The sequence below is a fragment of the Natrinema sp. HArc-T2 genome (genome assembly GCF_041821085.1).
Lineage (GTDB): Archaea > Halobacteriota > Halobacteria > Halobacteriales > Natrialbaceae > Natrinema.
This window is the reverse complement of record NZ_JBGUAZ010000001.1, coordinates 356,632-371,306: the sequence shown is the minus strand read 5'-3', so window position 1 is coordinate 371,306 and position 14,675 is coordinate 356,632. Positions and strand designations below refer to the sequence as shown.

Annotated in this window: 15 protein-coding genes; 6 read left to right on the top strand and 9 right to left on the bottom strand. The window is 61.8% G+C overall.

From position 1 onward, the window contains the following. Positions 1-9: 9 nt before the first annotated feature. Positions 10-855: a carbon-nitrogen family hydrolase gene (locus tag ACERI1_RS01940; RefSeq protein ID WP_373616344.1), complete on the top strand. Its 846-nt coding sequence runs from the start codon at positions 10-12 to the stop codon at positions 853-855. Positions 856-888: 33 nt separating this feature from the next. Here ACERI1_RS01940 and ACERI1_RS01935 read toward each other — a convergent pair whose 3' ends face one another. The 5 genes from ACERI1_RS01935 to ACERI1_RS01915 form a co-directional block, all read right to left on the bottom strand. After that, complete coding sequence (locus tag ACERI1_RS01935) at positions 889-1,011, bottom strand: hypothetical protein (RefSeq protein ID WP_373616343.1); 123 nt, start codon at positions 1,009-1,011, stop codon at positions 889-891. 89 nt (positions 1,012-1,100) lie between these two features. Next, complete coding sequence (locus tag ACERI1_RS01930) at positions 1,101-1,823, bottom strand: hypothetical protein (protein ID WP_373616832.1); 723 nt, start codon at positions 1,821-1,823, stop codon at positions 1,101-1,103. A gap of 215 nt (positions 1,824-2,038) precedes the next feature. Beyond that, positions 2,039-3,229, bottom strand: coding sequence for a bifunctional sugar-1-phosphate nucleotidylyltransferase/acetyltransferase (glmU, locus tag ACERI1_RS01925; RefSeq protein ID WP_373616342.1), 1,191 nt, complete (start codon positions 3,227-3,229; stop codon positions 2,039-2,041). A 235-nt stretch (positions 3,230-3,464) separates the two neighbouring features. Further along, positions 3,465-4,997: an aldehyde dehydrogenase family protein gene (locus ACERI1_RS01920; RefSeq protein WP_373616341.1), complete on the bottom strand. Its 1,533-nt coding sequence runs from the start codon at positions 4,995-4,997 to the stop codon at positions 3,465-3,467. A gap of 218 nt (positions 4,998-5,215) precedes the next feature. Beyond that, positions 5,216-6,025 (bottom strand): RIO1 family regulatory kinase/ATPase, encoded by an 810-nt coding sequence (locus ACERI1_RS01915; protein ID WP_373616340.1) that lies wholly within the window; start codon positions 6,023-6,025, stop codon positions 5,216-5,218. A 175-nt stretch (positions 6,026-6,200) separates the two neighbouring features. On the opposite strand from ACERI1_RS01915, the gene ACERI1_RS01910 reads away from it, so the two are divergent. After that, entirely contained in the window at positions 6,201-7,337 is a 1,137-nt protein-coding gene (locus ACERI1_RS01910) for a hypothetical protein (RefSeq protein ID WP_373616339.1), read from the top strand. Between the two features lie 18 nt (positions 7,338-7,355). On the opposite strand, the gene ACERI1_RS01905 is transcribed toward ACERI1_RS01910, so the two are convergent. Both ACERI1_RS01905 and ACERI1_RS01900 read right to left on the bottom strand, forming a co-directional pair. Beyond that, on the bottom strand, positions 7,356-8,147 hold the full coding sequence (locus ACERI1_RS01905) for a DUF6517 family protein (protein ID WP_373616338.1): 792 nt from the start codon (positions 8,145-8,147) through the stop codon (positions 7,356-7,358). Between the two features lie 117 nt (positions 8,148-8,264). Further along, entirely contained in the window at positions 8,265-9,521 is a 1,257-nt protein-coding gene (locus ACERI1_RS01900; RefSeq protein WP_373616337.1) for a Glu/Leu/Phe/Val dehydrogenase, read from the bottom strand. A 1,103-nt stretch (positions 9,522-10,624) separates the two neighbouring features. On the opposite strand from ACERI1_RS01900, the gene ACERI1_RS01895 reads away from it, so the two are divergent. Further along, complete coding sequence (locus tag ACERI1_RS01895; protein ID WP_373616336.1) at positions 10,625-11,911, top strand: Cdc6/Cdc18 family protein; 1,287 nt, start codon at positions 10,625-10,627, stop codon at positions 11,909-11,911. A gap of 176 nt (positions 11,912-12,087) precedes the next feature. On the opposite strand, the gene ACERI1_RS01890 is transcribed toward ACERI1_RS01895, so the two are convergent. Further along, positions 12,088-12,288, bottom strand: coding sequence for a hypothetical protein (locus tag ACERI1_RS01890; RefSeq protein WP_373616335.1), 201 nt, complete (start codon positions 12,286-12,288; stop codon positions 12,088-12,090). Positions 12,289-12,349: 61 nt separating this feature from the next. Here ACERI1_RS01890 and ACERI1_RS01885 point away from each other — a divergent pair, with 61 nt between their 5' ends. Then, on the top strand, positions 12,350-12,589 hold the full coding sequence (locus tag ACERI1_RS01885; RefSeq protein ID WP_373616334.1) for a hypothetical protein: 240 nt from the start codon (positions 12,350-12,352) through the stop codon (positions 12,587-12,589). 12 nt (positions 12,590-12,601) lie between these two features. On the opposite strand, the gene ACERI1_RS01880 is transcribed toward ACERI1_RS01885, so the two are convergent. Continuing rightward, positions 12,602-12,952: a DUF5658 family protein gene (locus tag ACERI1_RS01880; protein ID WP_373616333.1), complete on the bottom strand. Its 351-nt coding sequence runs from the start codon at positions 12,950-12,952 to the stop codon at positions 12,602-12,604. Between the two features lie 277 nt (positions 12,953-13,229). On the opposite strand from ACERI1_RS01880, the gene ACERI1_RS01875 reads away from it, so the two are divergent. Together ACERI1_RS01875 and ACERI1_RS01870 are read left to right on the top strand one after the other, a co-directional pair. Beyond that, complete coding sequence (locus ACERI1_RS01875) at positions 13,230-14,402, top strand: hypothetical protein (RefSeq protein WP_373616332.1); 1,173 nt, start codon at positions 13,230-13,232, stop codon at positions 14,400-14,402. A 23-nt stretch (positions 14,403-14,425) separates the two neighbouring features. Beyond that, positions 14,426-14,662: a hypothetical protein gene (locus ACERI1_RS01870; RefSeq protein WP_373616331.1), complete on the top strand. Its 237-nt coding sequence runs from the start codon at positions 14,426-14,428 to the stop codon at positions 14,660-14,662. The last annotated feature ends 13 nt before the right edge of the window (positions 14,663-14,675 follow it).

Sequence of the window (14,675 nt, the reverse complement as noted above, 5' to 3'; positions counted from 1 at the left end):
AGTGTGACAATGACTTCCCCCAACGCTGCCAGCGAGGAAGCTGACGACACCCTTACGATCGCGCTCGCACAGCTCGAGATCGAGGCCGGCAACGTCGAGGCGAACGTCGATCGTGCACTCGAGGCGGTCGAACAGGCTGCCGCTCGCGGTGTGGACCTGGTCGCTCTGCCGGAACTGTTCAACGTGGGCTACTTCGCATTTGACCTCTATACGCGCCACGCCGAACCGATCGCCGGCGAGACGTTTTCCCGGCTGCAGAACGCGGCAACCGACCACGGGATCGCCGTCCTCGCGGGGACCATCGTCGAAGACCTGGCGGCGACCGACACCGTCGAGACGCCCGCCGACGAGGGACTGGCGAACACCGCAGTGTTGTTCGACGCCGACGGCACGCGCCGACTCGTCTACCGGAAACACCACCTCTTCGGCTACGAGTCCGCGGAATCCGAGCTACTCGTCCCCGGCGAGCGACTCGAGACGGCGACGATCGGCGGTGTGACCGTCGGCGTGACGACGTGTTACGATCTCCGATTCCCGGAACTCTACCGGCGACTGGTCGATGCCGGTGCCGAACTGATACTCGTCCCGAGTGCGTGGCCCTACCCCCGCATCGAACACTGGCAGACGCTCTCGCAGGCGCGCGCGATCGAAAATCAGTGTTACGTCGCGACGATCAACGGGGCCGGCGAGTTCGAGGATGCCACGTTGCTTGGCCGGTCGACCGTCTACGACCCGTGGGGCATCTCGCTGGCCTCGAGCGGCGACGGGCCAACGCTGGTGACGGCCACCGTCGAGCCGGATACGGTCGCCGACGTCCGCGCGGAGTTCCCAGCACTTCGGGATCGGCGCCTGTAGCCCGGAGACGGCTTCGCTTGCGGTTGCCATCGGTCAGCCCTCGAGCGTGAGCGCTCGACCGCTGACTTTTTGGTTGGGCACGCCTTCGGTACGGACGCCGGCACAGACGCTTTTCACGTCGAAACCGGCACTGCGCGTCGCTCCGGCCCGTCGCATGCGCTCGGTACCCGGGACCGAGCGCACACCCGTCTCCTCGTCTTCCGCACCCCCTCTCCGCGTCCACCTTTCGCCTCTTCGTTCACATCCTAAAACGGGAAGCCACCGTAGCGGAGATAGACCATATCGAGAATCAAGAGCAACTGGAAGAGTCCCTGCACGCCGCCGAGCATCGCGTTTTGCTTGCCGATTGCGGCGATGATCGACGGATCGGGGTCGACCGAACGCATCTCCCGGTACATCCGAAGTTCGCCGGGCAGCAGGAAGCCGAACCCTTGAACCGAGAGGATCGTGACAAGAGCGAGCGCGACGGCGACCGTGGGCTCGGTCATCGCGAACTCGTCGATCGTGAGCGCGACCCAGGCCAGCGAGCCGACCGTCGCGAGGGCGAAGGGAACCTGCCAGCGCAGATCGTCCCACACCTCGAGCCGCCAGCCCAGCAACAGCAGGATCGGGATCACGTTCACCGCGGTAAACAGCGCCAGCCACGACTCGGCATGTGGGAAGATGCCGATCCGCTGGGCCAGCGTGATGCCGCCAGCGATCGTCACGAACGCAAGCGACGGCAGGAGAAACGCCGTCTTCGGCGTGAGCCGCTGAAACACCGCCGAACTCTGTTCGTCATCCAGACCACCGATGACCGGCCCGAGGACGGCCCCCATGAAGAGATCGATCCCAGTCCAGAGGACACCCGCCATTACGTGGACGTACGTGTGCTGTTGGACCGTCGCGACCGTCACCGCGTAGCCGAGTGCAGCCAGCGGCAGCAGTATCACAGCCGCCGCGAACGCCGGATTCGCTCGTTGCCCCATTCCCCTGATCGTTCCACGAACCGTTGCCGTCGACATGTATGATGGATGCTACCTCTAGATTATAAAAGATTGTTTACACGCAACGGCGTTCGGTCAGGTCGCTCCGTACTACCTCGATCGGTCGTCAGCAGGAGAGACACCATCGAAACGAGTGAGACTCCGCCGGAGGGCAATCGGGCGATCGAGTGCGCCGTGACCGTCAGCGACTCCTATCGCTACCGGTCCCGCTCGACGGTCTCGCCGGGCATCGTCGTCGCGCCAGTCGTGAGCTTCAGGCCAGGTGTGAGGCTCGTATTGATGCCGGTTTTGACCCCGTCGCCAGCGACAACGCCGAACTTCCGCCGATCGGTCGGGACACGGTCGCCTTTGACCGTAAACCGAATGTCGTCGTCGTCGTGGCGCAAGTTCGCCACGTTCGTCCCCGCGCCGAAGTTGACGTTCCGCCCGAGGACGCTGTCGCCAACGTAGGAGAGGTGACTGACCGACGCCCCCTGCGAGATGACGCTGTTTTTGATCTCGACGGCGTGGCCGACTTCGGCGTCGGCTTCGATCAGCGTCGCGCCACGCACGTAGGCGTTCGGTCCGATTTCCGCTCCCTCACGAATCAGCGCCGGGCCTTCGATCACGACGCCCGGTTCGACCGTCGCGCCCTCCTCGACGACGACCGCACCCTCGAGCCGTGCGTCCTCGCTGACATTGCCGTCTACGCGCCGCTCGAGGTCGGCGAGTTTCCACTCGTTTGCCTCCAGCAGTTCCCAGGGACGACCGACGTCGAGCCACCGCTCGAGGGTGACAGGCGTGACGTCGTATTCGTCGATCACGCGAGCGACGACATCGGTGATCTCGTGTTCGCCGCGCTCGCTTTCGGGCACCTCGAGCCACTCGCGGGCTTCAGCCGGGAAGGCGTAGGCCCCCGCGTTGGCGAGGTTCGTCGGCGGATCGGCGGGTTTCTCGACGATCCCCGTTACGGAGCCGTTCCGCCCGGAGTCGGTGCTGAGAACGCCATAGTTGCTCGGATCGGTGACTTCGATCGCACAGACAGCTGGACAGGCGTCGAACAGCCGGTCGATCGCAGCCTGATCGTAGAGGTTGTCACCGTTGAGGACGGCGAAGGAGCCCTCGAGATGGTCGCGGGCAGCGTTGACGGCGTCGGCCGTCCCAGCCTGTTCTTCCTGAACGGCATACGAGATCGGGACGCCGCGGTAGTCAGCGCCGAAGTATTCTCGAACGGTCTCGGCTTCGTAGCCGATCACCAGCACCACTTCGTCGGCACCGGCGTCAATCGCCGCGTCGACAGTGTGGGCCGCGAGCGGTCGGTCGGCGACCGGCAGCATGGGTTTCGGAATCGATTCGGAGAGCGGTCGCATGCGCGTACCCTGGCCTGCAGCGAGGACGACTGCCTTCATGTACTGACCCCTTCCATGAATCGTCGGATAAGCGGTTCGTTTGCCGGTGAGAACTGAGAGGGGACCAGACCGTTGATAGGATGGGAGTCGTTGCCGTGTCGGTGCTGACTCCGCTAAGGACGAGAAAACAGCGCTACGCACGTCTTGAATGGCTCGTCGCTGCCCAGAATACCAGCGGCGAATGGATCCCGGCGGCTCTCTCCGACGGTCTCGCCTCGAGGGTTCCCTCCTCTCGTTAGTCCTCAGAGGTCTTGATGTCGGCCGACAGCCCCTGAGCCATCTCGATCTCGTCGGCGTTGTTCATCGTCCAGGCGGTGCGCTCGGTGACGGCTTCGATGGCCTCACGCGCACTGGGATACCCGTTGCCGGACTTCTTGACGCCGCCGAAGGGCAGTTGGACCTCCGCGCCGATACACGGCAGGTTCGCGTAGGCGAGTCCCACCTCGGCGTGATCTCGGAAGTAGTTGAGCTGGCGGTAGTCCTCCGAGATTATCGCGCCCGCCAGTCCGTAGGGGGTTACGTTGTGCATCTCGACCGCGTGTTCGATGTCACCTGAGTACTCGAGTAAGGCGACGTGGGGACCGAAACACTCCTCGTTGAGACAGCGCAGGTCGGGCTCGTAGTCGATCTCGTAGACGAACGGACCGACCCAGTGGCCGCCCTCGTGGCCGTCGGGAATCTCGCTGTCCGCGAGTTCGAAGCGGTCGACGAGAACGTTTGCACCCTCCTCACGTGCGAGGTCGTTGTAGCTCCGGATCTTCTCGACGTGGTCGGCCTCGATCGCCGGTCCCATGAATGTGTCTTCCGCGAGCGGATCGCCGACCGCGACATTCTCGGCGACGTCGACGAACCGAGCTTTAAACTCGTCGTAGACGTCCTCGTGGACGATCAGGCGCTCGCTCGAGACACAGCGCTGGCCGGTGGTCTTGAACGAGGACATGATCGCCGCGTGGACCGCGGTGTCCATGTCGGCCTCCTCTGTGATTACGATCCCGTTCTTGCCGCCCATCTCACAGGCCGCAAGCTTGCCGGGTTCGCCGCCGACCTTGTCACCGATCTCGTGGCCGACCTCGGCCGAGCCGGTAAAGAGGACGGTGTCGACGCGCTCGTCGTCGGTGATGGCTGCGCCGGCATCGCCGAAGCCCTGGACCATGTTGAAGACGCCGTCGGGAATCCCTGCGTCTTCGAACATCTCGGCGATGATCTGGCCACACCACGGCGTCTGTTCGGCGGGTTTCCAGACGACGGTGTTGCCCTCGACCAGCGCGATGGCCATGTGCCAGAAGGGGATCGCGACCGGGAAGTTCCACGGCGTGATACAGCCGACGACGCCCCGCGGTTTGCGCCGCATGTAGGAGTCTTTGCCCGCAACCTCCGACGGAACGACGTCTCCGTGAGGGTGGCGTGCGTTCCCCGCTGCCCACTCGACCATGTGCCAGGCCTCGGTTACGTCGGCTTTTCCCTCCGAAATCTCCTTGCCGCACTCCTTGCTGACGGTCTCGCCCAGTTCCTCGTGGCGATCGCGCAACTCGTGATAGATTTCCCAGAGATACTCTGCACGGTCGATATACGACAGATCACGCCACTCCGGGAAAGCCGACTCAGCGGCCTCGAGTGCCGCGTCGACATCGGCCTCGGTCCCGCGCTGGAAGGTCGCCAGCGTCTCGCCGGTCGCAGGGTTTTCGCTCTCGAACGGGTGTCCGTCCCCAGTAGTCCACTCACCGCCGATGTAGTGTCCGTGTGCCTGTTCGGTGGCTTGCTGGCTCATACCAGAGGGAACGGCGTGCGCGGTGAAAATCCTGATGGTCGTTCACATATGCCGAGTTGCATGCCGAATTCGCGGTGTCGTGTGCATCGCTTCGTGGACTCACGCTGGCGACCCGGTAGACTGATGGGCGAATCCGACCATCGCCGTCGGTGCCCAGTGACGAGCAGTCGGTTCGACCACGAGCGCAACAGTCGTCTCCGAGACCATCTGAACGACGCTTATCCACCGCCGAGGTCAGCGGCCTTCTCGAGTTCGCTACGTAGCGTCGTCGAGTCGAACTCGTGGTCGGGACGCAGCCGGACGAAATCGAGAAACGCTCGCGCCGAGAGCAGCGTCGAGGGATCGTAGGCCATCGTCGCCGCGTCAACGGCCTTACGCGGACCGATTCGGGGCTCGAGGACGGCCAGTGCACAGGCCAGATCGTACGCCGTCGTCTCGTCGGCGCGATCGTCGTGAACGCTGGTCGCATCGATGAAATAGAACTCGCCGTCACTGAGCAGGATGTTTTCGGCACGCAGGTCACCGTGAGCGAGCCCGTGTTCATGGAGACTCGCTAGCATCTCGAACAGCTCCGATGCCCGGTCGGCGACGACGGCATCGGAGACATCGTCGAGCGATTCGAATTCGGGGAGATACTCGAGGACGAGCACACCCAGTCCGTTGACCTCGAAGGCGTCAATCGGTTGTGGCGCGTTAGCGCCGATCTCGCGCATCCGCTCGGTCGCTTCGTACTCGTGTTCGACCATCTCGCGAGGCGTGTCGAATCGGTCGAAAAACCCTTCGGTGCCCGAGGAGAACGCGCCGACGTTCCTGCCGGTCGTCAACACGGCATGCACCAGCGCGTTCTGCCTGGAGACGATCTTGACGAACCACTCGTCGTCGATCACACACGGCGTCGAGAGCCAGTTGTCGGCCTCGAGAAACTCGACGCGAACGCACTCGCGGTCGTAGCGGTCCGCCAGCGTCCGGACGACGCGCTCGATGCGGCTCCACTCGACGGTTCCCCGCGCGAGCCGGCGGATGTCCATACATCCACGACAGGGGCCGCCGGCGTTAACTTTTGCGAGGTCGCGTCACCGTGTTGCTCGAGTCGCTCGATGATGAGTGTCGCGCGCGCGTGCGCTCGCAGGAGAAACACGATTCGGGTCAGCAGTTGTTATCTACGCAACAGTATTATCACTCGAGGAACCATAGCCACCACCGATGTTTGCGATCGATGATCTGAGTGACGCGATCGACGTGACTCGTGCGTTTCTGACACCGATCCGTCCTTGGATGTGGCTCAAGTTAGCGCTCATCGTCTTTTTCGTCGGCGGAGTCAGCACGCCGACGTACTTCGGCGGCAGTGGATTCAGCGGCCCGGCGCCAGAAACAGGACCTGATCCCAGAACTGGTGTCGACGTCGGCGAATTATTGCCGGTGATTATCGTACTCGCAGTCGTCGTCCTCGCTATCGGACTGGGCTTTCTCTTTCTGAGTTCGCTGTTCGAGTTCACGCTGCTCGAGTCACTGCGCTCGAGTGAGGTCCACGTTCGTAAATATACGTCACGCAACGTCGGCCACGGTGTCCGACTTTTCGGCTTCCGCGTCGCACTGGGGCTCCTCGGTCTCGTGCTGTTCGGACTCCCTGTGGTCGCAATCGTCTTCTGGACATCGGGATCGGTCTCGCTGGGACTGATCGCCGGGTTGGCTCTGCTCGCGATTCCGATCGGACTTGCCTTCGCCATCGTCGATCGACTCACCACAGTCTTCGTCGCGCCGACGATGCTTGAGCACGAACTCGGCGTCGTCGCTGCCTGGAAACGGTTCTGGCCGACACTGACCGCACATTGGACCGAGTACGTCGTCTACCTGCTGCTCGTCTGGGTACTCCAGTTGGTGTTTTCGGTTGCGATTGGCATTCTGTTCGTGCTCTTGCTGATCCCCTTTATTATCCTCCTCATCATCCCGTTTATTGGATTGGTCGTGCTCGTCCTCGGCCTCCCGGTCATGATCCTGTCTGCGCTGTTGCTCCAGGTTCCGATCGTTATCTACCTCCGATACTACGCGCTGTTGGTGCTTGGCGACACGGACGCAGACCTCGATCTGATTCCCGACCAGCGAGCGACGGTTCGGGGCGGCGGCCCCGACCGAACCGACAGGTCAGGTGAGAACTGGAACACGGAACGCGATGGCTCTGACGGGGACGATCGCGGACAGAACGACAGCGACGATCTCTGGGGACACGACGAGTCCCGGGACCGAGACGACACCGACTCGAGCGACCGAGCCGATGACACCGGCTGGGGTGACTCGAGTGGCTGGGACGACGAAGACGATGAAGACGACGGCTGGCGATAGAAAAGGAGAACAGCGGAATTAGCCGAGGAGGTCGTCGACGCTTTTCGTTGTGAGCGTCTCGGTGTCGATTCCGTCAAGACTCGTCTCGTTGTCGATTTTGTCGATGCTCGTCGAATCGGTGCTGCTCTCGTTATTGCTCGTGGTGGAATTGGAGCCGTCGCTCGAGGCGTCCTCGTCGACAGCGGTCGTCACCGCCTCCGTGAGGGATGTGACGTTCGGTTCCTCGAGTCGCTGGACGTACTCGGGATAGACGCCGATGGTCACGAGCAGGTCCGTGTCAGCCTCGACGGCTTCGGTGATGTGAACGTTGACGGGGAGGTCGTGTCCGTCGAACTCCGCGTCAGCGGTAAACCGCGACTGGGTCGTCGACTGGTCGAGGATCGTGACATCGGTGTCGTCTTTGTGCTCGATATTCGCGATCCCATCGTAGTTCTGCCTGACGAGGTCGACGAGTTCCTGTGTCGACATCTCCTCGATGGGATTGAGTTCACGACCGAGAATCGAGACCTGCGGGGTCGTCAGGACGTTGAAGACGGCACCGCGTTGCCTGCCGAGTTGCCCCATGTCCACTGCCTTCTCGTGAGTGGTCATGTAATTGGTGACGGTGACAATCTCGTTGGTTGGGCCGACCTCCCGCTCGACGGAAAGCGGTTCAATGCCGGTCTGTTCGTAGCCCGTCTCCTCGCGAACAGCGGCCTCGACGCCCGCGGGTGACGACTTATGTTCGTCTAATCCAACCAGTCCCAGACAGCCTGACAGCCCCGCGAGGCCGACAGCGCCGAGCCCTGCAAGAACGGTTCGTCGGTTCATCTCTCTACAACTGTCCCGTCAGGTACTAAGTGTTTGTTGGAACGGAAACTGTCTACGACGCCGAAAAAGATCGGTGGGTACACTGTTCGAGTCAGGCAGCGACCAGCGAGTCTGGATTCAGGGCCAGGTGCCGGCTTCCTCGAAGGCGTCGGCGACGCGCTGGATCGCGACGACGTACGTAGCGGTCCGTGGGTTGTCGAGGTCGTGTTCCTCGTAGGTCTCGACCAGTGCGTCGAAGGCGTCGACGATAACTCCCTCGAGTTCCTCGTTGACGCGCTCTTCGGACCAGGCAAAGCGCTGGCGGTTCTGGACCCACTCGAAGTACGAGACGGTGACACCGCCCGCGTTCGCGAGGATGTCCGGGATGACGAAGACGTCCTTGTCCTCGAGGACCTCGTCGGCGGCTGGCGTCAGCGGCCCGTTTGCGGCCTCCGAGATGACGTCGGCTTTGACGTCTTCGGCGAGGTCGGCGTCGATCGCGTTCTCGAGTGCAGCGGGAATCAGCAGGTCGACGTCGAGCGTGAGCACGTCCTCGTTGGTGATCTCCTCTTCGCTCTCCGCGAAGCCGACGACGCTGCCGGTCTCGTTTTTGTGGTCTTTCGCCGCGACGGGGTCGAAGCCGTCGGGGTTGTAGATGCCACCGCTCGAGTCACTGGCGGCGACGACGGTCGCGCCCATCTCGTCGATCAGCTTGGCTGCGATCCAACCCGCGTTCCCGTAGCCCTGCACGGCGACGGTCGCACCCTCGAGGTCCTTGTCGAGGTAGTCGAAGGCCTCGCGTGCAGCGATGACCGTCGAGCGACCGGTTGCTTCGACGCGACCCTCGCTGCCGCCCGAATCGAGCGCCTTCCCCGTGATGACGCCGGGCTCGGTCGTGTTCTCGATGGTCTCGTAGGTGTCTTTGATCCAGTTCATCTCCCGCTGGCCCGTGTTCACGTCAGGCGCGGGGACGTCGCGGTCCTCGCCGATCATCGGCGTCAGTTCCTTCGCAAACGCACGAGTGAGTCGCTCGAGTTCCGCCTCGGAGTACTCGGCAGGATCGATGATGATGCCACCCTTGCCGCCGCCGAGTGGGATGTCGACGATCGACGTCTTGTAGGTCATCCAGCCGGACAGCGCCTTGACCTCGTCACGGGAAACGTTCGGGTGATAGCGGATGCCGCCCTTGTAGGGACCACGGTCGCCGTTGAACTGCGAACGGAACGCCTTGAAGCGCTCGAGATCGCCGTTGTCGAGTTCGATCGTCAGGTTCGTCTCGAGAACGCGCTCGGGGTGTTTGAGTCGCTCGATCACGTCATCACCGATGTCGAGGTACTCTGCAGCCTCGTCGATCTGCGCTTGCAGACTTTCGAACGGGTTGGCTTCGTCTGACATTGACAGTAGCTTCCGAGGTAACCAAAATAAACGTGACGAATGCACCTCATAGTGCATAAAAGACAATATAAGGAATTGAAAGAGAATTAAATATTAGGAGAACGACATCGCCGACACGTGCGGTCGATCACTTCAGTTACCGAACTATTTGGGACGACTAAGTCGGCTTTTAGCGGCTATTCGGATAGCTACTGCTGTAAGAGTGATTCGGTTAGCAGACAGTGAGGACGAGTGTGCTCGGTGACGGACCCCCCTCTCTCAGAGTGAAAGGCGAATCGAGCCGGTGATAGCGGTCGCGTTCGGCATGTACCACGCCAGCTCCGACATGTCGGTTGGTCACACCCCTCATTCAGAGTGAACGACAATTCCTGTTGTGACAGTCGACGGTCACGCTGAGTTAGGCGTCAATTCGATCGATGCCGGGTCGGTCGGACACGGAAGCTGAGAGGACCCCCACCCCCTGTTCAGAGTGAAAACGGTAGTGAATGCGGATTGGCTCTGTAACCAGCTCGGCTGTATTCGGGCGAATTATCCTCTTTATCGGAGATATTCGTTATCGGTTCGAGATCCGCTAGGGATTACTAAATTATTGCCTATAACATAACATTCAATACTAGTATATAGATAGTGGTATACTCGAAACTATAGCTATGAGAAGTTAACACATTGTATTGTGGCCCCTTCTCGTGAGACAGGGGCCAGTCACGGCACAGGGGTCGACCTCAACGCATAGCTACTGTCCCCATTCGGCAGTTAGCGACCGTATTCGTCGTCACTCGGCCTCGAGTTCCGGTAGGCAGACCCATTGCGAGTTCTAATCGTCGAGGCGAACTTACTACGGATACGTCAGTTTCAGTCTGAACGAGGGGTGGGTGGGTCGGAACGAGACGATCTGTAGTGACTCCAGCGGGATGGTCGACCGAGAGTTCCGCGGGAACGTACGTGAGTGCCGTGTCGGGGAGTGCCAGTGTTCAGTCTGCATTCGGTCGAGGAGTTGATCACTCAGGAAGTCGATAAACGTCGGCTTCAGAAACGCTACCCTGCATTTATCAGTCTGAACTACCTTCCATAGATTTATACATACCGTCTTCCAGAACGAAACTATGGCTGAGCAGACCAGTGGGGACCCACTTTTCCGATCTCACGATCCTATCTTTAATCGGAAAGAACTCCTCCACGTCGGTCACGTTCCGGACGAAGATCGCATCGTCGGACGTGACGACGAGATCCAATCCGTCGCGGCTGAGGTCGGCGCGATCACGCGCGGTGATCCACCGAACAACGTGATGATCTACGGAAAGACCGGGACCGGTAAGAGTCTCATCTCCCGACACGTCGCGACTCGAGCCCAGGACGCCGCCCGAAGCAACGAGATCGACTGTGCCGTTCTCTACGTCGACTGTTCGGAAGCGAACACTGAAACCCGCGCGACACGACAGTTGGCGCTCAGTTTGAAAGAGCAGACCGGCTATCAACAGAATATCCCACTACGGGGCGTCGGGACGATGGAGTATTACCAGCACATCTGGGGCATTCTCGAGGATTGCTTCGACGCGGTCATCGTTATTTTGGACGAGATCGACAAGCTGGACAACAGCAACATTCTCATGCAGCTTTCGCGTGCGCGGGAGGCACAGAAGACAGACACCTACATCGGCGTCATCGGAATCAGTAACAAAGTCCAGTATCGGGAAACCCTCGACGAACGGATCGACAGTAGCTTCGGCCATCGAGAACTGTTCTTCCATCCCTACGACGCCTCCCAACTCCGCGAGATCATGCGCAACCGCGAGGACGCGTTCCAGCCCGATGTCCTCGAGGGTGGGACGATCGAACTCTGTGCAGCGCTCGCAGCCAAGAAACACGGAGACGCCCGGAAGGCGATCGAGATCCTCAAAGAGGCCGGCGAACTCGCACGGCGGACCGGCAGCGAGACCGTCTCGGAATCCCACATCCAGCAAGCACAGGAGGTCGCCGAGATCAACCGCATCGAGGAACTTACCAGCGGGGCGACCGTCCACGCGAAACTCGCCCTCTACGCGCTCGCGAGCCGCATCATTACCGGCGGGCGAGAGACGTACAAGACGCGGGAGATCTACGAACGCTACGTCGGGATCTGCGAACTCGTTGCTAACGATCCGATCACCGAGAACGGACTCTACCGCCAGCTCAAAGAACAGGCGTTTCTCGGCGTCATCGAGTCCGAAAAGACCGGCGGCGGGCGATCACAGGGCAGTTATCTCTTACATCGGCTCGTCACCGATCCGAAACACATCGTCAAGGCCGTCCGCCGCGATTCCTCGCTCGAGGAACTCCCGACGTACGACCAACTTCACGAAACCAGCCCGTCGGCGACGAACCGGGATCTCGACCTCGATTCCTTTGCGTAAACTATCGAGGCGCCGACGTGAGCTGCGACCCCCCGCTCGCTCGAAACGCGTTTCACTCTGAACGAGGGGTGTGGGTGCTCGCGAGACTGGTCGATCGACAGGGACGAACACTATGCGGGCCAGGAGCGGCCACGCTGTACATGATTCGGCTTACGGCTTGGGTGTGCCGGCGCTCTTTACGCGGTCTCGAGTGACTCTGATCGCCGGTCGACGACAGCCCCACAGCCAGTACAGACCAGCAACCGCTCGGTGCTGGTCGTCGTGACATCCCAGTCGCCAGTGATCGGACTCCGGTGACCACACTCCGGACAGAAGAGGACCGTCTTGTGTGCTTCAGGTGGGGGCAGCGAGTCGTCGTGAGTCGGTTGCGTTGCCATTGTCGTCACTAGCGACTCGAGCGGAATAGGGGTTGTGCGAAACGATCGATCGTGACGGATCGTGGCGTCGACATGGGCAGTCCCGCGTACGACACAGTTCGTCGTGACGATGTCGAACCGCCACCGACACCCGTTCGGACTCGACGCGAGTCTCTGGACTGAGGGCGGAGAACGCGGCGAGCGACTCGAGACCGAACGCGAGCGCCTGGCTGGCGACGAAATCCCTGGCCGGGGAGAGCAGTGGGAAGCGGTGCTCGCCGAGGTTCGGGACTGGCGACGGACCCTCGAGCGGAACTCGTGATCGAGTTCAGAATTAGAGGACGACCGAGATCATGTAGGTGTTCAGGGTCGCAGCCACCAGCCACGGGACCGCGAGTCCGACCGGAACGATCGGGCGATACGGGCGCTCGAGGAGGAGCCGACAGACGAGACCGACGGAGATTGCAAACGCCTTCAGGGCGAGCATACCGGCCACTCCGTGCCCCTCGATCGCCCCACGTGCTGCCGGGTTCGACTCGGAAAGTCCGAGCTGGAGACCGACGAACGTCGTCACGACGTCTGCGATCAGGGCAACCGCGACGACCACCCAGAGCAGGCGCTCGAGACCACCGGACGAGATGTCTCCCGGCAGGAGGCGCCACGGAACCGCTCCCTCGGAGCTCATAGCCTCCCCACCGGAATCGAACCGGCGTCGTGCCACTGGGAGCACGCGCCGATTCCATCACGCGAGGTATTGTTATGGCAGGCGTAGCGCGACGGCAGATAGCAGTAAGCACGTCTAGCAACTCGAAACGGGGTGCTACCGATCGAACCTGTGCACCTGCGGCACCTGCAGGCAGAACCCCTTTTGTCGATTTCGACGTTCCTTTCGACGGTTACCGACGCCGTTTCGTGGCGGGAGACAGTGGCGAAACGGGAGCCGGCGATGGCCGGAGTTCGACATGGCGGAGACAGAGACCGAGCACTCAGCCCACCGACTCGCGACGCTTCGAGAACGGCTTGAGCAGGGCATGGACCGACGTGCGTTCCTGCGAACGCTCGTCAGCGGTGGCTACGCCGCCGGAATGGCCGCCTGGCTCGGTGTCGACGACTTTCTCGCAGCTGACGACGACGAGGTCCCCGTCGTCACCGCGCTCGTCAGGGACGACCCTGCCGATCCGTGGTCGATCCGGGAACGGACGCAAACGGTCCCTGCCGAGTGGTACGCCGCCGTCCAGCAGGCCGTCGAGGTAAACGAGCACCTGGCCCGGCTCGGCTTTACGGGCTATCTCGGCAGCGCGGTCGTTCCCGACGATTTCGACAGCGGAACCGCCAGCGTCTCCGTCGGGCTCTCGAGCGACGGTCACACCATCCCCGAAATGGTCGACGAACTCACAGACGGTATCGATCTCAACGCAGAGACGATTATCGACGTCGACGAGATCCAGAACAGTCCGGAGCACCGATCCCCTCAGCTCGTCGATGCGCTCGTGAACGAACGGGTTCCAAGCGGCGTCGCCTGTGAAACCCCCTCAAGCATGGCGACGCTCGGCCCAGCGCTGTATCACCCTGATGGGAAGCGACGCTTCTTCGTGACGGCCGAACATGCGTTTATCGACGATCACGACGCAACCGATGGGACACTGTTGCTGCCGCGCGAGGACCGTGACACAGTCGAAGTGGGGACCGTCGCCCACTACCACCCCGTCGAAGACGTCGCGGCGATCGAACCCACCAGCGAGATCGAACCCGCGAGCCGCATCGACGCACCGTCACGACCTCGCGTTCGCGGCCAGTTCACCAAGTTCGGGCTCGCTACCCTCGTCGCCCAGGGCGCAGAACTCGAGAAGGTCGGCGCACTGACCGGGCACACGACCGGCAAGATCCAGGGTATCGACGCGGTGACCTGCTTTACCGACGAGTTCTGTCGCCGTGGACAGATTCGCTGGGGCGGCGAGATGGATCTCACGGACGGCGACAGCGGCTCCGTGAGCTATCACCGCGACCCCGAGGGCGATGACGACGACGTGCTCGTCGCGGGCTTTAACAACGCCCGGACGTGGTGGCCCGGCCAGAGCTACGTCTGGGGCGTCGGTGCCTATCGACTGACTGCACAACATGGCTATCACTTCTGATCACTGGCCACCCTCGCAATCACATGAGTAACGATCCCTCCCGTCGTTCACGACGCGACCGTACTCGACACACGTTCAGCGCCGTCACGAGCACCACCCTCCGACTGCTCGGTGACGTCCTCGTCATTTCACTGTGGGTCCTGTTTCTGACGCTGTTGTTCCTCGAGACGGGTTGGCCACGCTGGACGTTTTACGGGCTCTTGCTGGTCGGCGTCGGCCTCTACGTCGCTGTTACCCCAAGCTGGACCAGAGACTGGTGAAAAACGGCGTCGT